The 24,032-nt window shown below is 53.1% G+C and carries 22 protein-coding genes and 1 pseudogene; 11 read left to right on the top strand and 12 right to left on the bottom strand.

Annotation, left to right across the window (positions count from 1 at the left end; all coding sequences use genetic code 11):
• Nucleotides 1–12: 12 nt before the first annotated feature.
• Both gudD and gudP read right to left on the bottom strand, forming a co-directional pair.
• Nucleotides 13–1,350 (bottom strand): glucarate dehydratase, encoded by a 1,338-nt coding sequence (gene gudD, locus J4685_RS07760; protein ID WP_000211808.1) that lies wholly within the window; start codon nucleotides 1,348–1,350, stop codon nucleotides 13–15.
• Nucleotides 1,347–2,704: pseudogene (gudP, locus tag J4685_RS07755) on the bottom strand (galactarate/glucarate/glycerate transporter GudP). Before gudP ends, gudD begins: the two are co-directional and overlap by 4 nt.
• 82 nt (nucleotides 2,705–2,786) lie before the next feature.
• Here gudP and J4685_RS07750 point away from each other — a divergent pair.
• The gene (locus tag J4685_RS07750; protein ID WP_071601173.1) at nucleotides 2,787–3,035 is read left to right on the top strand and encodes a hypothetical protein; all 249 of its coding nucleotides are present in this window, start codon (nucleotides 2,787–2,789) and stop codon (nucleotides 3,033–3,035) included.
• Nucleotides 3,036–3,184: 149 nt separating this feature from the next.
• On the opposite strand, the gene J4685_RS07745 is transcribed toward J4685_RS07750, so the two are convergent.
• From J4685_RS07745 to syd, 4 genes are all read right to left on the bottom strand, one after another.
• On the bottom strand, nucleotides 3,185–3,634 hold the full coding sequence (locus tag J4685_RS07745; RefSeq protein WP_000807735.1) for a flavodoxin: 450 nt from the start codon (nucleotides 3,632–3,634) through the stop codon (nucleotides 3,185–3,187).
• An 18-nt stretch (nucleotides 3,635–3,652) separates the two neighbouring features.
• On the bottom strand, nucleotides 3,653–4,435 hold the full coding sequence (gene truC / locus J4685_RS07740) for a tRNA pseudouridine(65) synthase TruC (protein WP_000890036.1): 783 nt from the start codon (nucleotides 4,433–4,435) through the stop codon (nucleotides 3,653–3,655).
• Nucleotides 4,435–4,764 carry a YqcC family protein gene (locus J4685_RS07735; protein ID WP_000207010.1) on the bottom strand — a complete coding sequence of 110 codons (330 nt, stop codon included), beginning with the start codon at nucleotides 4,762–4,764 and terminating at the stop codon, nucleotides 4,435–4,437. The genes truC and J4685_RS07735 overlap by 1 nt, the downstream gene beginning before the upstream one ends.
• Before the next feature lie 611 nt (nucleotides 4,765–5,375).
• Entirely contained in the window at nucleotides 5,376–5,921 is a 546-nt protein-coding gene (gene syd / locus J4685_RS07730; protein ID WP_000343990.1) for a SecY-interacting protein, read from the bottom strand.
• 68 nt (nucleotides 5,922–5,989) lie between these two features.
• On the opposite strand from syd, the gene queF reads away from it, so the two are divergent.
• The 5 genes from queF to xni all read left to right on the top strand — a co-directional run bounded on the left by queF (nucleotide 5,990) and on the right by xni (nucleotide 12,521).
• A complete protein-coding gene (gene queF, locus J4685_RS07725; RefSeq protein ID WP_000100472.1) occupies nucleotides 5,990–6,838 on the top strand; it encodes an NADPH-dependent 7-cyano-7-deazaguanine reductase QueF in 849 nt (282 codons plus the stop codon).
• 112 nt (nucleotides 6,839–6,950) lie between these two features.
• A complete protein-coding gene (ppnN, locus tag J4685_RS07720) occupies nucleotides 6,951–8,315 on the top strand; it encodes a nucleotide 5'-monophosphate nucleosidase PpnN (protein ID WP_000627976.1) in 1,365 nt (454 codons plus the stop codon).
• Between the two features lie 564 nt (nucleotides 8,316–8,879).
• Nucleotides 8,880–10,169, top strand: a complete 1,290-nt coding sequence (sdaC, locus tag J4685_RS07715; protein WP_000450462.1) for an HAAAP family serine/threonine permease SdaC — start codon at nucleotides 8,880–8,882, stop codon at nucleotides 10,167–10,169.
• 58 nt (nucleotides 10,170–10,227) lie between these two features.
• On the top strand, nucleotides 10,228–11,595 hold the full coding sequence (locus J4685_RS07710) for an L-serine ammonia-lyase (protein WP_000626383.1): 1,368 nt from the start codon (nucleotides 10,228–10,230) through the stop codon (nucleotides 11,593–11,595).
• A 170-nt stretch (nucleotides 11,596–11,765) separates the two neighbouring features.
• Complete coding sequence (gene xni, locus J4685_RS07705; protein ID WP_001818022.1) at nucleotides 11,766–12,521, top strand: flap endonuclease Xni; 756 nt, start codon at nucleotides 11,766–11,768, stop codon at nucleotides 12,519–12,521.
• 91 nt (nucleotides 12,522–12,612) lie between these two features.
• On the opposite strand, the gene fucO is transcribed toward xni, so the two are convergent.
• Both fucO and fucA read right to left on the bottom strand, forming a co-directional pair.
• Nucleotides 12,613–13,761 (bottom strand): lactaldehyde reductase, encoded by a 1,149-nt coding sequence (gene fucO / locus J4685_RS07700; protein WP_000013562.1) that lies wholly within the window; start codon nucleotides 13,759–13,761, stop codon nucleotides 12,613–12,615.
• Between the two features lie 16 nt (nucleotides 13,762–13,777).
• On the bottom strand, nucleotides 13,778–14,425 hold the full coding sequence (fucA, locus tag J4685_RS07695; protein WP_000440833.1) for an L-fuculose-phosphate aldolase: 648 nt from the start codon (nucleotides 14,423–14,425) through the stop codon (nucleotides 13,778–13,780).
• A gap of 555 nt (nucleotides 14,426–14,980) precedes the next feature.
• Between fucA and fucP the strand changes: the two genes are divergently transcribed.
• The 5 genes from fucP to fucR all read left to right on the top strand — a co-directional run bounded on the left by fucP (nucleotide 14,981) and on the right by fucR (nucleotide 20,809).
• Nucleotides 14,981–16,291 (top strand): L-fucose:H+ symporter permease, encoded by a 1,311-nt coding sequence (gene fucP, locus J4685_RS07690; protein WP_000528617.1) that lies wholly within the window; start codon nucleotides 14,981–14,983, stop codon nucleotides 16,289–16,291.
• Nucleotides 16,292–16,322: 31 nt separating this feature from the next.
• A complete protein-coding gene (fucI, locus tag J4685_RS07685) occupies nucleotides 16,323–18,098 on the top strand; it encodes an L-fucose isomerase (RefSeq protein WP_000724126.1) in 1,776 nt (591 codons plus the stop codon).
• Nucleotides 18,099–18,198: 100 nt separating this feature from the next.
• A complete protein-coding gene (fucK, locus tag J4685_RS07680; protein WP_000806792.1) occupies nucleotides 18,199–19,617 on the top strand; it encodes an L-fuculokinase in 1,419 nt (472 codons plus the stop codon).
• A 1-nt stretch (nucleotide 19,618) separates the two neighbouring features.
• Nucleotides 19,619–20,041 (top strand): L-fucose mutarotase, encoded by a 423-nt coding sequence (fucU, locus tag J4685_RS07675; RefSeq protein WP_000920848.1) that lies wholly within the window; start codon nucleotides 19,619–19,621, stop codon nucleotides 20,039–20,041.
• Between the two features lie 57 nt (nucleotides 20,042–20,098).
• Nucleotides 20,099–20,809 carry an L-fucose operon activator gene (gene fucR / locus J4685_RS07670; RefSeq protein WP_000642331.1) on the top strand — a complete coding sequence of 237 codons (711 nt, stop codon included), beginning with the start codon at nucleotides 20,099–20,101 and terminating at the stop codon, nucleotides 20,807–20,809.
• Between the two features lie 58 nt (nucleotides 20,810–20,867).
• On the opposite strand, the gene rlmM is transcribed toward fucR, so the two are convergent.
• From rlmM to J4685_RS07650, 4 genes are all read right to left on the bottom strand, one after another.
• Nucleotides 20,868–21,968, bottom strand: a complete 1,101-nt coding sequence (gene rlmM / locus J4685_RS07665) for a 23S rRNA (cytidine(2498)-2'-O)-methyltransferase RlmM (protein WP_001045499.1) — start codon at nucleotides 21,966–21,968, stop codon at nucleotides 20,868–20,870.
• Nucleotides 21,961–22,356 (bottom strand): DUF423 domain-containing protein, encoded by a 396-nt coding sequence (locus tag J4685_RS07660; RefSeq protein WP_000203913.1) that lies wholly within the window; start codon nucleotides 22,354–22,356, stop codon nucleotides 21,961–21,963. The genes rlmM and J4685_RS07660 overlap by 8 nt, the downstream gene beginning before the upstream one ends.
• A gap of 18 nt (nucleotides 22,357–22,374) precedes the next feature.
• Nucleotides 22,375–23,292, bottom strand: coding sequence for a glycine cleavage system transcriptional regulator GcvA (gene gcvA, locus J4685_RS07655; RefSeq protein WP_000044409.1), 918 nt, complete (start codon nucleotides 23,290–23,292; stop codon nucleotides 22,375–22,377).
• 346 nt (nucleotides 23,293–23,638) lie between these two features.
• Complete coding sequence (locus J4685_RS07650; RefSeq protein ID WP_000750393.1) at nucleotides 23,639–23,866, bottom strand: YgdI/YgdR family lipoprotein; 228 nt, start codon at nucleotides 23,864–23,866, stop codon at nucleotides 23,639–23,641.
• Nucleotides 23,867–24,032 lie beyond the last annotated feature (166 nt).

The following is a 24,032-nucleotide window of genomic DNA, read 5'->3' as shown; positions in this document are numbered from 1 at the left end:
ACCGGCTCTGACTTAACGCACCATGCAAGGACGCTTATTATCAAACGTCCAGCCAGGAATTAAGTACTGCATTCCCATCGCATCGTCACGCGCGCCTAAGCCATGTTTTTGATAGAGCTCATGCGCTTTCATCACCTGATCCATATCGAGCTCAACGCCCAGACCCGGTTTGGTCGGTACTTGCACCATGCCGCCTTTAATTTCAAACGGTTCTTTAGTCAGACGTTGGTTGCCTTCCTGCCAGATCCAGTGGGTATCGATAGCAGTGATCTTGCCCGGCGCCGCCGCGGCAACATGGGTAAACATCGCCAACGAAATATCAAAGTGGTTGTTAGAGTGCGAGCCCCAGGTCAGACCGAACTCATGACACATTTGCGCCACGCGTACAGAGCCTTGCATAGTCCAGAAGTGCGGGTCCGCCAGCGGGATATCGACGGATTGCAGCGACAGCGTATGCCCCATTTGACGCCAGTCGGTCGCTATCATATTGGTGGCCGTCGGTAATCCGGTCGCGCGACGGAATTCCGCCATCACTTCACGTCCGGAAAAACCCTGCTCCGCGCCGCACGGATCTTCTGCATAGGCCAGAGAACCTTTCAGGTATTTACCAATGCTGATCGCTTCGTTCAGCGACCAGGCACCGTTTGGATCGAGCGTGACGCGCGCTTGTGGGAAACGTTTCGCCAGCGCCACGATTGACTCGGCCTCTTCTTCGCCCGCCAGCACGCCGCCTTTCAGTTTGAAGTCGTTGAAGCCGTATTTTTCATAGGCGGCTTCCGCCAGACGCACTACCGTTTCCGGCGTCATCGCCTCTTCATGGCGCAGACGATACCAGTCGCATTGCTCATCCGGCTGGCTCTGATACGGCAGCGGCGTGGCCTTGCGATTGCCGACAAAGAACAGATAACCCAGCATTTCGACTTCGCTGCGCTGCTGACTGTCGCCTAACAGCGAAGCGACGTTGACGCCCAGATGTTGGCCCAAAAGGTCAAGCATTGCCGCTTCAATGCCCGTCACCACATGGATAGTGGTACGGAGATCGAACGTTTGTAAACCGCGTCCGCCCGCATCGCGATCGGCAAACTGGTTGCGAACGGCGGTCAGGACATTTTTATATTCACCCAGCGTTTTTCCCACCACCAGTGGGATCGCATCTTCCAGCGTTTTGCGAATTTTTTCGCCGCCCGGAATCTCGCCGACCCCAGTATGCCCGGCGTTATCGGTGAGGACGACGATGTTACGGGTGAAGTACGCGTTATGCGCGCCGCCGATGTTGAGTAGCATACTGTCATGTCCGGCAACCGGAATGACCTTCATGTCCGTAATAACGGGACTGGATTGCGTTGTCATGATAATTGTCCTGCGACAGGTTTCAGTTCAATACGCTTAATATCACCTACCAGCACCAGATAGCTGATGATGGCCACCAGGGCATGTACGCCGACATAGATCAACGCGCCGTTGAAGGAACCGGTGGTGCCAACGATGTAACCAATCGCGATTGGCGTCACAATACCGGAGATATTGCCGAACATATTAAACAAGCCGCCGGAAAGACCGCTGATCTCTTTCGGCGCGGTATCCGCCATTACTGCCCAGCCCAACGCGCCGATACCTTTACCGAAGAAGGCCAACGCCATAAAGCCGATGATCATCCATTCCACGTTCACATAGTTACAGAACACCATAACCATTGACAGCAACATCCCCAGCACAATCGGCGTCTTGCGCGCGATATTCAGGGAGCCAGTACGACGCATCAGCCAGTCGGAAATGATGCCGCCCAACACGCCGCCGATAAAGCCGCAGACTGCAGGAACCGAGGCGACAAAGCCCGCTTTGAGAATCGACATGCCGCGCGCCTGGACCAAATAGACCGGGAACCAGGTAATAAAGAAATAGGTCAATGCGTTAATACAGTACTGACCGATGTAAACGCCAATCATCATACGAGAGCCCAGCAGCTGTTTGATCTGGCCCCATTTGACGCTAAACGGTACTTTCGCTTTGGTGTCTTTCTGATCCATATTGATCAGCGCGCCGCCTTCTGCGATGTACTCCAACTCTTTCTTATTTACGCCCGGATGGTTATTTGGTTCATGGATAACTTTCAACCAGATAAAGCTGATGATGATCCCTAACCCGCCCATAAAGAAGAAGACATGCGACCAGCCCACTTCGTGCGTCAGCCAGCCCATAATTGGCGCGAAAATAACCGTGGCAAAGTATTGCGCGGAGTTAAAGATGGCCACCGCCGTTCCCCTCTCCTGCGCCGGGAACCAGGCCGCAACGATGCGACTGTTGCCCGGGAAAGAAGGCGATTCCGCCAGACCGCCCAGGAAACGAAGCGTAAAGAGGGCGACAATAATGCCGAAACCACTAAAGATATCGACAAAACCCTGCAACAGGGTGAAGACTGACCAAATGAAAATAGACCAGAAATAGACGCGTTTGGAACCAAAGCGGTCCAGCAGCCAGCCGCCCGGGATCTGCCCGATAACATAGGCCCATGAAAAGCAGAAAAAACATAGCCCATGCCTACCGGATCAAGGCCGATATCTTTGGCCATTTCTGAGCCGGCAATGGACAATGTGGCGCGGTCGCCGTAGTTGAAGGATGTGACGATAAACAGCATCACCACTATCCAGTAGCGGGCGTTCGTGCGTTTCTCCGCACTGCTCGCCGCGTGACTTAATGAACTCATTGTTGCACTCCTGAAATTTCGCGTTAGCTACGCTCACTCTGAACTGCACAACCGGTAGGGAATCAGAGATAACGTTTCCTTGTTGCAGCTTTTATTAGGTCGTTTGCTTTGCACGCTGCATGCTTTTATTCACTGGCAGGAGAAGTATAAAAAGCGCGCCACACACGCTCACCGTGCAACAACACAGTATTTTGGCGATGAATTACGCCTGTTTATGGCAAAAGCCCAGGACAGTGGAAGCCACTTCACGGAAATGAAATCAGAAGGCGTCGGCGTCGACGCAGGAGGAGTAAAAAGAGAAGAATGTGAAACAGGTCGCTTGATTACATGAAAACGCCCGTAAAAAACTGTCGCTTTTGCGGGCATATGCCCAAAGCTAACACGATTCAGTTACTTTACACTGTGTACAGGTCGTGATTTTGCTTACTGGCAACGCAAGCAAACGAAAAGGTACCCTCCCGTAGGGGGGAGGGATTTACCTCAGGAAAGTAAAGTTCCCCAGTTTTCAACCCAGGGATTGGATTGGCTCTCCGGCTCCGGATGTTCGCTGGCGTCAATGAATAATATCTCCCCCACCCGCTGCGCGCTTTGCTCTTGCAACAGGGCATCAAACTGTTTGCCGCCATTACAGAAATTGGGGTAGCTGCTATCACCTAGCGCAATCACCCCGTAACGCAGGTTTGGCTGAAAACCCAACGTATCTTTAATGCCGTGAAAGAGCGGCGCAATGCTATCCGGTAGATCGCCCTGCCCGGTCGTCGAGGTAACGACCAGCGCAACCTTATCCTGATATTGCTGCCAGTCGGACAGTTCAGGATCTTCAAACACGGTCGCGCTGTGGCCCTGTCTGGCGAGGATCGCTTCCGCTTCTTCCGCCACCAGCAGTGAGTTGCCATACATGGTCCCGACAAAAATACCAATTTCCGCCATTATGCGTATCTCCCTGAATTATGTCAGATGAGTCTCATCCTGCCGGGACGCCGCCGTAAACTCAACCCTTTCATTGTCAGGGAGAAGTCCACGCCAGCCAAACTGTGTCAGCGCCTGCATCCAGGTTTCATCCAACCCGGCCTGAATTATCAACGGCTGTCCGGTGAAGGGGTGCGTCAGTTCAAGCCGACTGGCATGAAGCATCAGGCGACGACAGGCAAAATGCTCTGCGGCGCTGCGGTTTTGTCGCAAATCGCCATGCTTGCTGTCGCCGATGATAGGATGACGCAGATGCGCCAGATGACGACGAAGCTGGTGCTTGCGTCCCGTTTTTGGTTCCAGCTCAACCAGGCCATAACGCGTGGTGGGATAACGCCCGGTCGGCACCGCCATTTCGACCGTCGCCAGCCCGCGATACTGCGTTACAGCCGGCTGGGGCGCTTTATCTTCGCGGGCGAATTTATCGGCAATTTTATCGCGCTCTTCCACCAGCGGATAATCCAGTACCGCGTCATCCATCAGCCAGCCGCGCACAATGGCATGGTAGCGTTTACGGATGTGGTGCTGCTCGAACTGCTGCGCCAGACGGCGTCCCGCTTCGCTGGACAGCCCCATTAACAGTACGCCCGACGTGGGCCTGTCGAGACGGTGGGCGGTAAAAACATGCTGGCCGATTTGGTCGCGCACCGTTTGCATGACCACGACTTTTTCGTCGCGATCCAGCCAGCTCCGGTGAACAAGCCAGCCTGCGGGTTTATTCACGGCAACCAGCCACCGATCTTGGTAGAGGATCTCCAGCATCAGGATTTATCGCGGACGAATAGCGCATCCAGATCCTGCAAAACCGCCAGGATCGCCTCCCGCTGCGGATGATCCGCCGCCAGCGCCATTTCATAATAAGGGGCGACGGCAAACGCCTCGGGCAGCGGCTGCGCATTATCAAGTAGGGTATGCATACGTGGGATCAATACCCATTGCAGCCATTCCAGCGGTTCCATGGTATCCATAAAAAATGGTTGGGTGCTGGTAAACAAATGCGCCTGCGGCGCATCCAGCCGCCAGTGGCGATGCTCGCGCAGCAGCGTTTCAAGCGCATGTAACTGCTGACGCACACGGTCATGAGTCGTCATGTTAAAACCTCAATGATGAAAATCTGGCGCGAAGAATAACAAAAAAAAAGGGAGCACTGTATAAACAGTGCTCCCGGTTCGTTTCGCAGCATTCCAGCTACTTTTCGTGCTCCCTGCTCATCCGTGACAACTTTTCCTGTGACCTTACGGCCTGTTCATCCTGAACGTTTACATCCTGCGCACATCGCCCGATGTGATAGCTTCATCCTGAAGCGTCCCTGGTCATCCAGACCCGCCGAACATCCTGATCGGCTCTCGTTCTCCGTCCTGGAGGTGTCCTTTAACGCATCCTGCGCTTTCCACTTTGCTTCATCCTGAAGCCTTTCCTTGTAACACCATCCTGGCGTGTCCTGCTGAAGCGTCATCATCCTGACGTTCGCTTCGTTGTACGACTCCCTGTCGACGAAGATAGAATCGCCTGTTTCACCTTGTCTTACAAGACGCTTACAGACAATACCTTAAGTAAATTTTCATATGAAAGTGCGCAAAAACATTTTAATTAGTTGTTTTATATAGACTTACATAAGAAAACGGGGCTCAGTATCCGCTGATATCCTGGCGATCTCCTACAGACTTTGTAAGAGATCTCTCACACCCGTTAGGGCAAACGATTACAGAAGAGGATTAAGTTGCGTAAGGAATTCCGCAAGCGTTGCGGCAAGAACGGTACGATTGCGGGTGCCCAGCGTTTCTTTAATCACCTCGCCGGACAGATTACAGACCGAAATGACCTCAAGCTCATTTTCCTGCGTCGCAATAAAAAGCGTGGGAGGAAGCTTGAGCCGCTTTTGCGTGACCAGATGGCCTATCAGATTTTCCTGCACGCGCCGAAAGTCATCCTGACTCCAGGTTTGCAGTAGCGTAAGCTTTTCATCCGCAAACTGCGCGGGCATGTCGCCAGCAAACTGCGTGGTGTAAAACGCGTGGAGCGCAGGTTGTACCATAATATCAAAGGCGCGTTCAACCGCGTTTACATTTTCTTCGCCTTCAAAAGGTTGCGGCTGCCAGTAAACGGCATCGCGGGTTGAAGAAATAATGCACGGAGAAGGTACGCCATACAGTTCTTCGCTCAACGGCCAGCTACCGTGTTTTTCTTGCCACGCGTCGCAGTAACGCGTCGTAAAGGCTTTCAATGCCTGCGCTGTCAGTTCGTCCACCAGTTTCTCTCTTCATAAAAGCCAGGATACACTTGACGCATAGTGTATCTGGTTTATGACGGTGAAACATGTCTTCTTATGAAAACCATCAGGCTCTTGATGGCCTGACTCTCGGAAAATCAACGGATTACCGGGACAATTATGACGTCAGCCTGCTGCAGGGCGTACCGCGCAGTTTGAATCGTGACCCGCTCGGATTAACAGCCGATAATTTGCCGTTCCACGGCGCGGATATCTGGACGTTGTATGAACTTTCCTGGCTTAACAGCCAGGGTCTTCCGCAGGTCGCCGTCGGGCATGTCGAACTGGATTACACCAGCGTTAATTTAATCGAATCCAAAAGCTTTAAACTGTATCTGAACAGCTTTAACCAGACGCGCTTTGACACCTGGGAGACGGTGCGCCAGACGCTGGAGCGCGATCTGCGCGCCTGCGCGCAGGGCAACGTTAGCGTGAGGCTTCATCGTCTTGATGAGCTGGAAGGACAGCCTGTCGCCCATTTCCACGGCGCCTGTATTGACGATCAGGATATCAGTATCGACAACTACCAGTTTACTACCGACTATCTGCAACATGCGGTCAGCGGCGAGAAGCAAGTAGAGGAGACGCTGGTCAGTCATCTGTTGAAATCCAACTGCCTGATCACCCACCAGCCGGACTGGGGCTCGATACAAATTCAGTATCGCGGGCGCAAAATCGACAGGGAAAAACTGCTGCGTTATCTGGTCTCCTTCCGTCACCATAATGAATTTCACGAACAGTGCGTAGAGCGTATTTTCAATGACATTCTGCGCTTCTGCCAGCCGGAAACGCTAAGCATTTATGCGCGCTATACCCGCCGCGGCGGGCTGGACATTAATCCCTGGCGCAGCAATACCGATTTCGTGCCCGCCACGGGCAGGCTGGCGCGACAGTAATTTTTTTGTCAATTTTGCGTGCCGGATTGCGCATGTAAGGTTGTGAAAGGTCATCAGCCAGGGCTATTGTAATCAACAGGGAATGGCGTGTTGCGTCCCATAAGGAGTTTACTTGATTACACATATTAGCCCGCTTGGCTCAATGGATATGTTGTCGCAACTGGAAGTGGACATGCTGAAACGCACGGCCAGTAGCGACCTGTATCAACTGTTTCGTAACTGTTCACTTGCCGTTCTTAACTCCGGCAGCCTGACCGACAACAGCAAAGAGCTGCTGTCCCGCTTTGAAAATTTCGATATTAACGTACTGCGCCGCGAGCGCGGCGTGAAGCTGGAATTGATTAATCCGCCTGAAGACGCCTTTGTTGACGGGAGGATTATTCGTGCGCTACAGGCTAACCTGTTCGCGGTGCTGCGCGACATTCTCTTTGTGAATGGGCAGATCCACAATGCCGGCCGTTTCCAGCATCTGGATCTTGAAAGCTCAACACATATCACCAATCTGGTGTTCTCCATTTTGCGCAACGCCCGGGCGCTGCACGTCGGCGAAGCGCCAAACATGGTGGTATGCTGGGGCGGCCACTCAATTAACGAAAACGAGTACCTGTATGCCCGTCGCGTCGGCACGCAGTTGGGATTACGCGAGCTGAACATCTGCACCGGCTGCGGCCCTGGGGCGATGGAAGCCCCCATGAAGGGCGCGGCGGTCGGTCACGCGCAGCAGCGTTATAAAGACAGCCGCTTTATCGGCATGACTGAGCCTTCCATTATTGCGGCTGAACCGCCTAACCCGCTGGTGAACGAACTGATCATCATGCCGGATATCGAAAAACGCCTAGAAGCGTTCGTCCGTATCGCACACGGTATCATTATCTTCCCTGGCGGCGTGGGTACGGCGGAAGAGCTGCTTTATTTGCTGGGTATTCTGATGAATCCAGCCAATAAAAATCAGGTGCTGCCGCTGATCCTGACCGGACCAAAAGAGAGCGCCGATTACTTCCGCGTGCTGGATGAGTTTATTACCCATACGCTGGGCGAAGCGGCCCGCCGTCATTACCGCATCATCATTGACGATGCGGCGGAGGTAGCGCGGCTGATGAAGAAAGCGATGCCGCAAGTGAAAGAGAATCGCCGCGATACCGGCGACGCCTATAGTTTTAACTGGTCGATGCGTATTGCACCGGATCTGCAGGTGCCGTTTGAGCCGTCGCATGAGAATATGGCCAACCTGAAACTGTACCCGGATCAGCCGGTTGAGATTCTGGCGGCGGATCTGCGACGCGCCTTCTCCGGTATTGTCGCGGGGAACGTGAAGGAGGTCGGGATACGCACCATTGAAGCTAATGGTCCGTATAAGATCCACGGCGATCGAGAGATGATGCGTCGCATGGACGATCTGCTGCAGGGTTTCGTCGCGCAGCATCGTATGAAATTGCCAGGTTCCGCCTACATCCCCTGTTACGAGATCTGCGCTTAACGCTTATGCCCGGTTGCCGCCAGCAGCCGGGCGCTTCTCCCATTCCTTTCATTGCGGTACGGCAATTAACGTATGCCTTCATTTTTTATGATGATCATCAGAGGCATAGCCCGCATTGTTTTATAAACACCATTTATAATTCACCATAAATAGATTGCCAGGCAAACGTTTACCTCACTCCTCTTACCGTGATTTATCGGTCCAAACTCTTATTCTTCGCCAGAATCCACTAAAAACCTTGATTTTTATAGTCAAACCTCCGTATCTTGCGCCCCAATCTTTCCGGCCTTATATCGTTAATGGTAGCCTTCGCGCCCGGAAATTCGTTATGACGTTTTTTTAATAGATTAATGGTCCAAATTTATCCATGTAAGAAGCGGATTATTGCATTTGAGATCGGGATCACTGATAGATTCATCACTTAAATGTATCTTTCCGCCCGAAAATTATTACGGCGAAAAATTATATAAAAAGCGTCCCTAAGCAGATTTCATTTTACGATCAGGTCTTTTTTCATTGGATTAGACCAGCAACCTGATTTTTAGCATCCTCCAGGAGAAATAGATGGAAACCACTCAGACCAGCACGATTGCTTCGATTGACTCTCGAAGCGCATGGCGCAAAACGGATACCATGTGGATGCTGGGCCTTTACGGCACGGCTATCGGCGCGGGCGTTCTGTTCCTGCCGATCAACGCAGGCGTCGGCGGCATGATTCCGCTCATCATCATGGCGATTCTCGCTTTCCCGATGACCTTTTTCGCACACCGTGGCTTAACCCGCTTCGTGCTGTCCGGTAAAAATCCGGGTGAAGACATCACTGAAGTCGTTGAGGAACACTTCGGTATCGGCGCAGGTAAACTGATTACCCTGCTTTACTTCTTCGCGATTTACCCCATCCTGCTGGTTTACAGCGTGGCGATTACTAATACCGTGGAAAGCTTCCTGACCCACCAGTTAGCGATTAATCCGCCGCCGCGGGCGATTCTTTCCCTGATCCTGATTGTTGGCATGATGACCATCGTGCGCTTCGGCGAGCAAATGATCGTTAAGGCGATGAGTATCCTGGTATTCCCGTTCGTCGCTGCGCTGATGCTGCTGGCCTTGTACCTGATCCCGCAGTGGAACGGCGCGGCGCTGGAAACGCTGTCCTTTGATTCCGCCGCGTCCACCGGCAACGGCCTGTGGATGACGCTGTGGCTGGCGATTCCGGTGATGGTTTTCTCTTTCAACCACTCCCCGATCATCTCCTCCTTCGCGGTTGCGAAGCGTGAAGAGTACGGTGAAGGCGCAGAGAAGAAATGTTCTAAAATTCTGGCCTTCGCCCACATCATGATGGTGCTGACCGTGATGTTCTTCGTCTTCAGCTGCGTGCTGAGTCTGACGCCGGCAGATCTGGCGGCGGCAAAAGAGCAGAACATCTCTATTCTGTCTTACCTGGCGAACCATTTTAACGCGCCGATCATCGCCTGGATGGCACCGATCATTGCGATGATTGCTATCACCAAATCCTTCCTCGGCCACTACCTGGGCGCGCGTGAAGGCTTTAACGGAATGGTGATTAAATCGCTGCGTGGTAAAGGTAAATCTATCGAAATCAACAAACTGAATAAAATTACCGCGCTGTTCATGCTGGTCACCACCTGGATTGTGGCGACGCTGAACCCCAGCATCCTGGGCATGATTGAAACCCTGGGCGGCCCGATCATCGCGATGATTCTGTTCCTGATGCCGATGTATGCCATCCAGAAAGTACCGGCAATGCGTAAGTACAGCGGTCATATCAGCAACGTATTCGTTGTGATTATGGGCCTGATTGCCATCTCCGCTATTTTCTACTCACTGTTCAGCTAAGTCCTTTAGCGCCGCTTACCGCGGCGCTTCTCTATGATACAACCGCAATGGATGCCCTATGATTAGCGTATTCGATATTTTTAAAATCGGCATTGGCCCTTCCAGTTCTCACACCGTCGGACCAATGAAAGCAGGCAAGCAGTTCACGGACGATCTGATTGCCCGCCATATCCTTACAGATGTCACCCGCGTCGTGGTGGATGTCTACGGCTCTCTGTCATTGACGGGTAAAGGCCACCACACTGATATCGCCATTATTATGGGCCTGGCGGGGAATCTGCCGGACACCGTCGATATCGACGCCATTCCGTCCTTTATCCAGGATGTGAACACCCATGGGCGTTTACTACTGGCCAATGGGCAGCATGAAGTCGAATTTCCGGTCGATAAGTGCATGAATTTCCACGCCGACAACCTGTCTCTGCATGAAAACGGGATGCGTATTACCGCGCTGGCGGGCGATAAGGTGCTCTACAGCCAAACCTACTACTCCATTGGCGGCGGCTTTATCGTCGATGAAGAGCACTTTGGTTTGACGAATAGCGAACCCGTTAACGTACCGTACCCTTACAAAACCGCCGCGGATTTACAGCGCCACTGCCAGGAGACGGGTTTGTCGCTCTCCGGTCTGATGATGCAAAACGAACTGGCTCTGCACAGTAAAGAAGCGCTGGAGCAGCACTTCGCCAGGGTCTGGGAGGTAATGCGCAGCGGTATTGAGCGCGGTATCACCACCGAGGGCGTATTGCCGGGCAAACTGCGCGTTCCGCGTCGCGCGGCGGCGCTGCGTCGGATGCTGGTCAGTCAGGATAAGACCACCACCGATCCGATGGCGGTCGTCGACTGGATCAATATGTTCGCGCTGGCGGTGAACGAAGAGAATGCCGCAGGCGGACGAGTAGTCACTGCCCCGACTAACGGCGCATGTGGTATTGTTCCGGCGGTGCTGGCGTACTATGACAAGTTTATCCGCAAAGTAAATGCTAACTCGCTTGCTCGCTATATGCTGGTCGCCAGCGCGATTGGCTCGCTGTATAAGATGAACGCCTCTATTTCCGGCGCCGAAGTGGGTTGTCAGGGAGAGGTCGGCGTGGCCTGTTCCATGGCGGCAGCGGGTCTGGCCGAGCTGCTGGGCGGTAGCCCGGCGCAGGTGTGCATCGCCGCAGAAATCGCCATGGAGCATAATCTGGGGTTAACTTGCGATCCGGTTGCCGGCCAGGTCCAGGTTCCCTGCATTGAGCGTAACGCAATTGCTTCAGTCAAAGCGGTCAACGCCGCGCGTATGGCGCTGCGCCGTACCAGCGAACCGCGCGTATGCCTTGATAAAGTGATTGAGACCATGTACGAAACCGGTAAAGACATGAACGCTAAGTACCGCGAAACTACGCGCGGCGGCCTGGCGATGAAGATCGTTACCTGCGATTAATTCTCAGCACATTTTAGGATCTGTAGGCCGGATAAGGCGCTCGCCGCCATCCGGCTTTTGTTGCCTGATAGCGCTTCGCTTATCAGGCCTACGGATAGCGCTATTTCGCAATGCTCGCCTCCCCCCGCCGTGAATGTTACCCTACGCGCAGGTTTGTAAGGGAGAACACCGTGGCTGCTCATCTGCTTATCGTCGACGCGCTCAATTTGATTCGCCGTATTCACGCCGTTCAGGGATCGCCCTGTGTGGAAACCTGCCAACACGCGCTCGATCAATTGATTATCCACAGCCAGCCAACCCATGCCGTCGCGGTATTTGATGACGACGCGCGCAGCAGCGGCTGGCGTCATCAGCGTTTGCCGGACTACAAAGCAGGACGTCCGCCGATGCCTGACGATTTACATAATGAAATGCCCGCCCTACGCGCCGCGTTTGAACAGCGCGGCGTACGCTGTTGGGCATCAGACGGTAACGAAGCGGACGATCTGGCGGCGACGCTGGCGCTAAAAGTTACCGAAGCCGGACACCAGGCAACCATTGTGTCAACCGATAAAGGCTATTGCCAGTTGCTCTCTCCGGGATTGCGCATTCGCGACTACTTCCAGAAACGCTGGCTGGACGCGCCGTTTATTGAAAAAGAGTTTGGCGTACTCCCCCGGCAGTTGCCGGATTACTGGGGTCTGGCAGGAATCAGCAGTTCGAAAGTCCCCGGCGTTGCCGGTATCGGCCCCAAAAGCGCGACCCAGCTATTGATTCAGTTTCAAAATCTGGAGGGAATTTACGCCCATCTGGACGAGGTGCCGGAAAAGTGGCGCAAAAAGCTTGAGACGCATAAAGAAATGGCATTTCTCTGCCGCGATATTGCACGTCTGCAAACCGATTTACATATTGACGGAAACTTACAGCAGCTACGGCTGGTGCGGTAGTTTTGTTGCCGGATGGCGGCGTGAACGCCTTATCCGGCCTACAGAACTGCACGAAATGTAGAGCGGATAAGCGCAGCGCCATCCGGCAAAATTACCAGGCGATATGATACAGTTCGACAATGTCCGCCAGACTCGCTTCACGCGGATTGCCGCCCGTACAGACATCATCGAACGCCGCCTGCGCCAGCGCCGGGATATCCTCTTTTCGAACGCCGACATCACGCAAATGCAGCGGAATTCCCACATCGCGATTTAGCGCAAATACGGCTTCCACTGCGGCATTACGTGCCTCTTCAAGACTCAATCCTTCTACCTTCACCCCCATCGCCCGGGCGATATCACGGAATTTCTCGTTGGTAGACCCGGCATTGAAACGCATCACATGCGGAAGCAAAATAGCATTCGCGACGCCGTGCGGCGTGTTGTAAAACGCGCCCAGCGGATGCGCCATCCCATGCACCAGCCCCAGCCCCACATTGGAAAACCCCATCCCGGCAACGTATTGCCCCAGCGCCATCGCCTCACCAGCCTCTTTTTCTCCTGCCACGGCACCGCGCAGCGCACCCGCAATAATCTCAATGGCTTTGATATGTAAGGCATCCGTCAGCGCCCATGCGGCCCGGGTAATATAGCCTTCAATAGCATGGGTTAGCGCATCCACGCCCGTTGCCGCTTTCAGCGCGGGCGGCATACCGTCCATCATATCAGCATCGATAAATGCCGCCTGCGGAATATCATGCGGATCGACACAAACGAATTTGCGCCGTTTCTCTTCATCGGTAATCACATAATTGATAGTGACTTCCGCCGCGGTTCCCGCCGTTGTCGGGATCGCCATAATCGGCACGCTGGGTTTACGGGTCGGCGATAGCCCTTCCAGACTGCGCACATCGGCAAATTCCGGATTGTTACTGATAATACCGATCGCTTTACAGGTATCCTGCGGAGAACCGCCGCCAATGGCGATGAGATAGTCCGCGCCGCTTTGGGTAAAAACCTTAAGCCCTTCCTGGACAACGGAAATCGTAGGATTAGGGATCACGCCAGCATAGATCTCCCACGCCAGCCCTGCAGCATCCATTCTGCTTGTCACTTTATCGACCACACCGCATTGCACCAGCGTTTTATCGGTAACAATCAGCGCCTTATGATAACCGCGGCGCGTTACCTCATCGGTTAATGCGTCCACCGCTCCCCGGCCAAACCATGCCGTTTCATTCAGAATCATTCTGTTCGCCATCGCCTGTCTCCTGACATCACTCTTCAATACGTAACCCGTAAGTTTTAAATTTCTCCAGTACGATAGCGATCGCCTCGTCATCCAGTACCGGTACCGGATCGACAATGGCCAGCGTACTTAAATAGAGCTGCGCCAGTACTTCCACTTCATGCGCCAGCCACAACGCTTTGTCTAAATTTTCTTCACAAGCGATAAGCCCGTGGTGCTGTAGCAGCGTCGCTTTACGATTTTTAAGCGCCACAGCAACATGTTCAGAAAGTTCGCGGGTGCCAAAAGTGGCGTAGGGCGCGCAGGGAATAGAGTTTCCCCCCGCGGCGGCAATCATGTAGTGAATCGCCGGAATCGGGCGATTCAGGATCGAGACTGCCGTACAATGGACAGCGTGGTTATGTACCACGGCATTGGCGTCAGGGCGCGTCTGGTATGCCGCCATATGAAAACGCCACTCGCTGGAAGGCAGCTTGCCCTGCTCATGCTGACCGTCAGCATCAATAAAGACAATGTGCGACTCTGTCAGCTTCTCGTAGGGGATCCCCGTCGGCGTAATCAGCATTCCGCCCTGATAGCGTACGCTCACGTTACCTGCCGTCCCCTGATTTAACCCTAACCGCGTCATTTCCAGACAGGTATCAATAATCTGCCGAGCCAGTCTATTTCGTTCCATTATTTACCTCTCTCTGTGATTCAAAATGAGACAACAAAACCGCCTTTCGCATCACGCTGCTGTCCTGTTGAAATAATCGAATAGTTAGCAACTATCATCATACTGAATAAAGAGAAGGGAATTTAAATAACAATATTTTGTGATACACATCAATTAATTCGCCACGATAAACCAGACGACTGCCATTTCTCTCGCCGATAAATGCCCGCTCTTAATAATATTTTTCAAAACGGGCAAAGATGAAAAATAAGTCACCACTGACCGTTTTCGTAGCAATAATTTAATTCGGGCATTCAGCCTGTGGTTTTTTAAATTAAACATCTCAAACGGTCATTTTTTTATAAAAATTAAAGTGATGATAATCACAGAACGCTATGCTCTCAGGTATAAATGTGACCGCCATCATATTAAAAGGCCTTTTTTATTTGAAAATGACTCCATGAGTTCATTCCGGACGCCAATTTATTACCGGTAAGAAAAGCGAACTCACCTAATTTTACGGTCTGGTGACCAGAACCGACCGCACGCAAAAGCTTCTGAACCGATGAGGATGCTATGGGAAACACAACAATACAAACACAGAGTTTTCGTGCTGTGGATGCAGAGCAAAGCAAGCGCTACATTATTCCATTCGCCTTACTTTGCTCGCTATTTTTTCTGTGGGCCGTCGCCAATAATCTGAATGACATTTTATTACCGCAGTTCCAACAGGCTTTTACGCTAACTAACTTTCAGGCCGGGCTTATTCAGTCAGCCTTTTATTTCGGTTATTTCGTCATTCCAATCCCCGCTGGGATTTTGATGAAAAAACTCAGTTATAAAGCAGGGATTATCACTGGACTTTTTTTGTATGCTTTTGGCGCCGCATTATTCTGGCCTGCCGCCGAGATAATGAATTACACATTATTTTTAATTGGCCTGTTTATCATCGCCGCCGGTTTAGGCTGCCTTGAAACTGCGGCCAATCCTTTTGTGACGGTATTAGGTCCAGAAAGCGGCGGACATTTCCGGCTTAATCTGGCGCAAACTTTTAACTCCTTTGGCGCTATTATCGCCGTTGTGTTTGGGCAAAGCCTTATTTTGTCTAACGTGCCGCATCAATCACAAGAAGCGCTTGATAAAATGACGCCGGATCAGCTTAGCGCCTATAAACACAGCCTGGTGTTATCGGTACAAACGCCATACATGATTATCGTCGCCATCGTATTAGTAGTTGCGCTGCTGATTATGCTGACCAAATTTCCGGCCCTGCAAAGTGACGATCATAGCGATGCTAAACAAAGCTCTTTCTTATCTTCTCTCTCCCGACTCATCCGTATCCGCCACTGGCGCTGGGCGGTGCTGGCGCAGTTCTGCTACGTGGGGGCACAAACCGCCTGCTGGAGCTATCTGATCCGCTACGCCATTGAGGAGATCCCTGGAATGACGCCCGGTTTCGCCGCCAATTACCTGACCGGCACGATGGTGTGCTTCTTTATCGGCCGTTTCACCGGGACCTGGCTTATCAGCCGCTTCGCGCCGCATAAAGTGCTGGCCGCCTATGCCCTGCTTGCCATGCTCCTGTGTCTGATTTCCGCCTTTAGCGGCGGACATATCGGCCTGCTGGCGCTGACGTTGTGTAGCGCATTTATGTCAATCCAGTACCCGACCATCTTCTCGCTGGGTATCAAAAATCTGGGACAGGACACTAAGTACGGCTCGTCTTTTATCGTCATGACCATCATTGGCGGCGGTATTGTCACGCCAGTAATGGGCTTCGTTAGCGACGCCGCAGGCAAAATCCCGACCGCCGAACTGGTTCCGGCATTGTGCTTTGCCGTCATCTTCATCTTTGCCCGTTTCCGTTCACAAGCGGCGACAAACTGAACATTTATCCGAATAACGTGAGGAATCTGTCATGAAAAAAATCAGCTTACCGAAAATCGGTATCCGCCCGGTGATTGATGGACGTCGTATGGGCGTACGCGAGTCGCTCGAAGAGCAAACCATGAACATGGCGAAAGCGACGGCGGCGCTCATCACCGAGAAAATCCGACACGCCTGTGGGGCTCAGGTGGAGTGCGTCATTGCGGATACCTGTATTGCCGGAATGGCGGAATCCGCCGCCTGTGAAGAAAAATTCAGTAGCCAGAACGTGGGCGTGACCATTACCGTTACGCCGTGCTGGTGCTATGGCAGCGAAACCATTGATATGGACCCGATGCGTCCGAAAGCCATCTGGGGCTTTAACGGCACAGAGCGTCCCGGGGCGGTTTACCTTGCCGCAGCGCTGGCGGCGCACAGCCAGAAAGGCATCCCGGCGTTCTCCATTTATGGCCATGACGTGCAGGATGCCGACGATACCTCCATTCCAGCCGACGTCGAAGAAAAACTGCTGCGTTTTGCGCGGGCAGGGTTAGCGGTTGCCAGTATGAAAGGCAAAAGCTACCTCTCCGTCGGCGGCGTGTCGATGGGGATCGCGGGTTCCATTGTCGATCATAACTTCTTTGAATCCTGGCTGGGCATGAAGGTGCAAGCGGTAGATATGACCGAACTGCGCCGCCGTATCGATCAAAAAATTTATGATGAGGCCGAACTGGAGATGGCGCTGGCGTGGGCGGATAAAAACTTCCGCTACGGCGAAGATCAAAACGCCTCGCAGTATAAGCGCAATGAAGCCCAGAACCGCGCGGTGCTAAAAGAGAGCCTGCTGATGGCGATGTGTATTCGCGATATGATGCAGGGCAACAAGACGCTGGCGGACAAAGGGTTAGTTGAAGAATCGCTGGGCTACAACGCCATTGCCGCCGGCTTTCAGGGCCAGCGCCACTGGACCGATCAATACCCGAATGGCGATACCGCCGAAGCGCTGCTCAATAGCTCTTTTGACTGGAATGGCGTACGCGAACCGTTTGTCGTCGCCACCGAAAATGACAGTCTGAACGGCGTAGCGATGTTGTTCGGCCATCAACTCACCGGTACCGCGCAGATCTTCGCCGACGTGCGAACCTACTGGTCGCCGGAAGCCGTAGAACGCGTCACCGGCCAGGCGCTCAGCGGCCTGGCGGAGCACGGCATTATTCACCTGATTAACTCCGGTTCTGCCGCTCTGGACGGTGCCTGTAAACAGCGCGACAGCGAAGGCAAGCCGACCATGAAACCGCACTGGGAAATCAGCCAACAAGAGGCGGATGCGTGTCTGGCGGCCACCGAATGGTGCCCGGCGATTCACGAATACTTCCGCGGCGGCGGCTACTCATCCCGTTTCCTGACCGAAGGCGGCGTGCCATTCACCATGACCCGCGTAAATATCATCAAAGGCCTGGGACCAGTACTGCAAATCGCCGAGGGCTGGAGCGTCGAACTGCCGAAAGCGATGCACGATCAGCTTGATGCCCGCACCAACTCTACCTGGCCTACCACCTGGTTTGCGCCGCGTCTTACCGGCAAAGGCCCGTTTACCGATGTCTATTCGGTGATGGCGAACTGGGGCGCTAACCACGGCGTACTCACCATCGGCCATGTAGGGGCGGATTTTATTACTCTCGCCGCAATGCTGCGTATCCCGGTATGTATGCACAACGTGGAGGAGGCGAAGATCTACCGTCCTTCCGCCTGGGCGGCTCACGGTATGGATATCGAAGGCCAGGATTATCGCGCCTGCCAGAATTATGGCCCGCTGTATAAACGTTAATGCGGCTTAGCCCGGTGGCGCAGGCTTACCGGGCCTACGGGCGCGTGAACCGTAGGCCGGATAAGCGTAGCGCCATCGGGCGGCGTTTATGGAGTTATCTATGAAACAAGACGTTATCCTGGTTCTCGACTGCGGTGCGACTAACGTTCGGGCGATCGCCGTTGATCGCCAGGGGAAAATTGTCGCCCGCGCCTCAACCGCTAACGCCAGCGACACTGCCGCAGAAAATAGCGCCTGGCATCAGTGGTCGCTGGACGCCATCCTGCAACGTTTCGCCGACTGCTGCAGGTCACTCTCCAGCGCCCTGTCGGAGTGTGTTGTTCGCGGTATTACGGTGACTACGTTCGGCGTCGATGGGGCGCTGGTCGATGCGCAGGGTAAGCTGCTCTACCCGGTCATCAGTTGGAAATGCCCGCGAACCGCTGCCGTGATGGAAACGATTGAGCGCTTTATCTCGCCCCGGCAATTGCAGACGCTCTCCGGCGTCGGCGCGTTCAGCTTTAACACGCTGTATAAACTGGTCTGGCTTAAAGAGAATCATCCGCGCCTGCTGGAACAAGCTCACTGCTGGCTGTTTATCTCGTCGCTGATTAACCACCGTCTGACCGGCGAGTTTACGACCGATATCACTATGGCAGGCACCAGCCAGCTACTGGATATCCATCAGCGCGACTTTAGTCCGGAAATCCTGCAGGCGACGGGCCTGGCGCGCCGCCTGTTCCCGCGTATCGTGGAAGCGGGCGCCCCGATAGGCACGCTACAGACAGACGCGGCCAGACTACTCGGACTCCCGGTGGGTGTGCCGGTGATCTCTGCCGGACACGATACTCAGTTCGCGTTATTCGGCGCTGGCGCGCAGCAAGGTGAACCGGTGCTCTCCTCCGGAACCTGGGAGATTCTGATGGTGCGCAGCGGTCAGGTGGATACCTCGCTGCTCAGTCAGTATCCGGGCTCGACCTGTGAACTGGACAGTCAGTTGGGGCTTTATAACCCCGGAATGCAGTGGCTGGCCTCCGGTGTACTCGAATGGATACGAAAACTGCTGTGGACGCCGGAAACACCATGGCAAACGCTGATCGACGAAGCGCGCGCTATTCCCGCTGGCGCGGAAGGCGTACGGATGCAGTGCGATCTGCTCGCCTGCCAAAATGCAGGCTGGCAGGGCGTGACGCTCAATACCACTCGCGGCCATTTCTATCGCGCCGCGCTGGAAGGCCTGACGGCGCAACTTCAGCGTAATCTGCGCACGCTGGAGAAAATCGGCCATTTTAACGCCACAGAACTGTTACTGGTTGGCGGCGGCAGTCGCAATGCTTTATGGAATCAAATTAAAGCGAATCAGCTTGATATCCCTATCAAAGTGCTGGACGACGCGGAAACCACCGTGGCCGGCGCTGCCATGTTTGGCTGGTACGGCGTAGGCGAATTTAATAGCCCGGAGCAGGCGCGTGCGCAGGTCAATTATCAGTATCGCTATTTCTGGCCGCAAACCGAACCTGAAATTATTGAGGGAGTATGAAATGCTAAAAACCATTTCACCGTTAATTTCCCCGACACTGCTCAAAGTGCTGGCCGAGATGGGCCACGGGGACGAAATCATTTTTTCCGACGCTCACTTTCCCGCGCATAGCCTGGGCCCGCAGGTGATTCGCGCCGATGGTCTTAGCGTCAGCGATCTACTGCGGGCAATTATTCCGCTCTTTGAGCTGGATAGCTACGCCCCGCCGCTGGTGATGATGGCCGCCGTGGAAGGCGACACGCTCGATCCCAGCGTTGAAGCGCGCTATCGCGATGCCTTGTCATTAGAAGCGCCGTGCCCGGATATCGTTCGTATCGACCGCTATGCGTTTTATGAGCGGGCGCAAAAAGCGTTTGCGATCGTTATCACAGGTGAGTGCGCGAAGTACGGAAATATTCTTTTAAAAAAAGGGGTAACGCCGTAATCTCTTGCCGGTGCGCCCGCATGACGCGGGCGTTCATCGAATGATGGGATGAGAAAAATGAAAGCGGCACGCCAACAAGCGATAGTCGATCTGCTGATCAATCATAAAAGTCTGACCACCGAAGCGCTGGCCACCCGGCTTAACGTCAGTAAAGAGACCATCCGCCGCGATCTCAGTGAACTACAGACGCAGGGAAAAGTGCTGCGTAATCACGGACGAGCTAAATATATTCATCGTGAAAATCAGGACAGCGGCGATCCATTCCATATCCGCCTGAAAAGCCATTATGCGCATAAAGCCGATATTGCCCGTGAAGCGTTAGCGTGGATAGAAGAGGGAATGACGATTGCGCTGGATGCCAGTTCAACCTGCTGGTATCTGGCCCGCCAGTTGCCGGATATTCCCATTCAGGTTTTTACCAATAGCCATCCTATCTGTCAGGAGCTGGGAAAACGCGAACGCATTGCGCTGATAAGTTCCGGCGGCCAGCTTGAACGTAAATATGGCTGTTACGTTAACCCGTCGCTTATCTCACAGCTAAAATCGCTTGATATCGATCTGTTCATCTTTTCCTGCGAGGGGATCGACAGCGGCGGCGATCTGTGGGACTCCAATGCGATCAACGCCGATTTTAAATCTATCCTGCTCAGGCGCGCCTCGCAGTCTTTATTATTGATTGATAAAAGTAAATTTAATCGTTCAGGAGAGGCGCGCATCGGCCATCTGGATGACGTGACGCATATTGTTTCAGATGCGCCGCAGTCATAGGCCGGACAAGCGTGCGCCATCCGGCGCTGATGACGCGCCGGATGACGGCAGCGCGTTTTTATCGCTCGTCGCGACGTCCGCCAACAGCCGCCCACAACCGACGCACGTGTACCGTCACCTCTTCGCGATCGTGATAAAGCTGACGTGCCTGGATCTGCGCATTAACGCCATGCTCATCCAACTGCGCCTGAAGATACGCCAGGTTATGCGACACCTCTTCATAGCGTTTTTTCATCGGCAGTTTAAGGTTAAAAATCGTCTCCCGACACCAGCCGTTCACCAGCCACTGCGCCATTAACGCGGTGACTTTGGCCGGCTTCTCCACCATATCGCAGACCATCCATGAAATATTATTCCGGTTCGGACGGTACCTGAAGCCATCCTCACGCAACCAGGTCACCTGTCCGGTGTCCATCAGGCTTTGCGCCATCGGGCCGTTATCTACGGAGTAGACCCACATATTGCGCTTCACTAACTGGTACGTCCATCCGCCGGGACAGGCGCCCAAATCCACCGCATACATGCCGTTCGCCAGACGTTCATCCCACTCATCTTCCGGGATGAAAACGTGGAGCGCCTCTTCCAGTTTCAGCGTTGAGCGGCTCGGCGCATCAGACGGAAACTTCAAACGCGGGATGCCCATATAAAACGGTGAATTGTTATGCGCGAACGAATAACCGGTATAGCAGCATCCTGGCGCGATAAAAAAGACATGAACGACCGGACGCTTCGGCGTTTCATAATTCGTCAATACGCCCGCATCACGCAAAGCCGCGCGCAGCGGCACCGTAAATTTGCGGCAGAACTTCATCAGTTCTTTACTTTCATTGGTGTCGGCGACTTCAACTCGCAGCTCGCCGCCCTTTTCCACTACGCCCTGCAACATGCCGACAACCGGCGTAATTCTGTCTTCCGGCGGTAAATGTTGCAGCAGTTCACCCACCACAAACCACTGGCGGGCGAAAATCAGCGAACTGAACGGCAGTTCTGAAATCAGCTTTTCGCCATCTTCCGGCTGGTAGCATTCATAAATGACATAGCCTGCGTTCTCTTTTACGCGTGCAAAACCAAATATTTCCCGTTTTCCCGCTTTATCGGTAATTTCTGCAGCGCACTCTTTTTCAAACCCCGGACGGCAGAGCAAGACAACTTTATTCATGGCTCGCGCCCTTACGTTTCATACGAATGGCGCCAATCAGCAATAGCGCCCAGCCCACCAAGAAACTGACGCCGCCGACAGGCGTGATATACGCCCACAGGCGCAGATGCGAAAGCGCAAGGCAGTACAGACTGCCGCTAAACAGCACCGTGCCCAGCGCCAGAAAAACGCTGCTCCAGTAAAACCAGATGCTGATACGGCGCTGCATCGCCACCGCCAGGCCAAAGATCGCCAGCGTATGGAACGCCTGATATTGCAGGCCGGTCTGAATCCAGCCCATTTCAACCACGCCCAGGGTTTTACTCAAAACATGCGCCCCGAACGCGCCCAGAGCAACGTAAATAAAACCGCTGATAGCGGCGACAATCAGCATAAAACGGCTGGTCATGGTCATACCCTAAGTTAATTATTGTTCGTAACGAAAACGGAATTTTTCTTGCTCCGTCGCCGCCTTCGCCAAAATCCACTGACGGAAGGCGGCTATTTTACCCAGTTCTGCCTGGCTGTCATGACAAACCAGATAAAAAGCATTCTTACTCACCAGAACATCGTTAAATGGACACACCAGTCGCCCGGCTTCAATTTCCGACTGCGCCATAACATTATTCGCCAGCGCGATCCCCTGTCCGTGAATAGCGGCCTGTAGCACCATCGCGCTGTGGCTAAATATCGGCCCTTGCTGAACGTTAATATGGTTGAGCCCTAACTGACGAGTATAGGCCTGCCAGTCACGCCGGGAGGCATCGTGCAATAACGTGTGTTTCGCCAGATCTTCCGGCGTTTTTAACGGTTTTTCGCCTGTGAGTAATAAAGGAGAACAGACGGGCAGTAAATATTCTGCGTATAATTTTTCGACGCGCAAGCCCGGCCAGTTTCCCCGGCCATAAAAAATCGCGACATCGACATCGTCTGCCAGTTTATCTTCCTGACGGTCAACGGCTTGTATCCGAACGTCAATTCCCGGATAAGCTGAGTTAAAGCTGGAGAGCCTGGGCACCAGCCACTGGATGGCAAAACTGGGAGGTAAACTCACCGTCAGCGCCCCTTTAGCACTGCGCGCCTGGAGCTTACGCGTTGCTTCCGTGAGCTGGGAAAATATCTCTTTAATGTCGAGAAAATAGCTTTGGCCTTCTTCCGTCAGCAGCAGCGAACGATTGCGGCGGCGGAACAGTTTTAGCCCCAAAAAATCCTCAAGTGACTTAATTTGGTGGCTTACTGCGGCCTGCGTCACAAAAAGTTCTTCCGCTGCTCGCGTAAAGCTCAAATGGCGCGCGGCAGCATCAAAAACGCGTAACGCATTTAAAGGAGGTAATCGTTTTGACATGGCCTCTGGACTTAATGTCGAATGAATTTAACAAATAGGTAACAATATGTAACCTATTAGTTTTTTTAATCTGAGACATTATAAATTGTCCGTTGAGGTTCTACCAGCAAATACCTATAGTGGCGGCACTTCCTGAGCCGGAACGAAAAGTTTTATCGGAATGCGTGTTCTGATGGGCTTTTGGCTTACGGTTGTGATGTTGTGTTGTTGTGTTTGCAATTGGTCTGCGATTCAGACCACGGTAGCGAGACTACCCTTTTTCACTTCCTGTACATTTACCCTGTCTGTCCATAGTGATTAATGTAGCACCGCCATATTGCGGTGCTTTTTTTTGTATAACAAACGGTTAGTTTTCCAGAGCCACCATCTCTTTCACGTCAGTACGATTGATCTGCTGTTTGTTGCCATTAGCGTCTTTATACGAAATCATACCGGTATCGTTATCGGTCTGGGGTTTACCGTCGGTCACAATGCTACGTCCATCATTGGTGTGCATAACGTAATTAGGACCGGAACAGGCGCTCAGGGCAAAAGTCAGCATACATGCAGAGATAATTGCGGCAGTCTTTTTCATCTTCTTCTCCTTAAAGCTGTTTGTGCTATTTAAAGCGGACTCCGTAACAGGCTTAAACATTCGCCTAACATTATTCAGCATAACCTCCTTTACATAATTCGCCAGGATATACAGACGATTCCGATGGTTAGGACAAACCTTGTATCAGCCGCGCTTTTACGCCACG

The organism is Salmonella sp. 32100201201700099SM, from assembly GCF_017572645.1.
Classification (GTDB): domain Bacteria; phylum Pseudomonadota; class Gammaproteobacteria; order Enterobacterales; family Enterobacteriaceae; genus Salmonella; species Salmonella enterica.
This window is presented reverse-complemented; position numbering and strand designations above follow the sequence as displayed.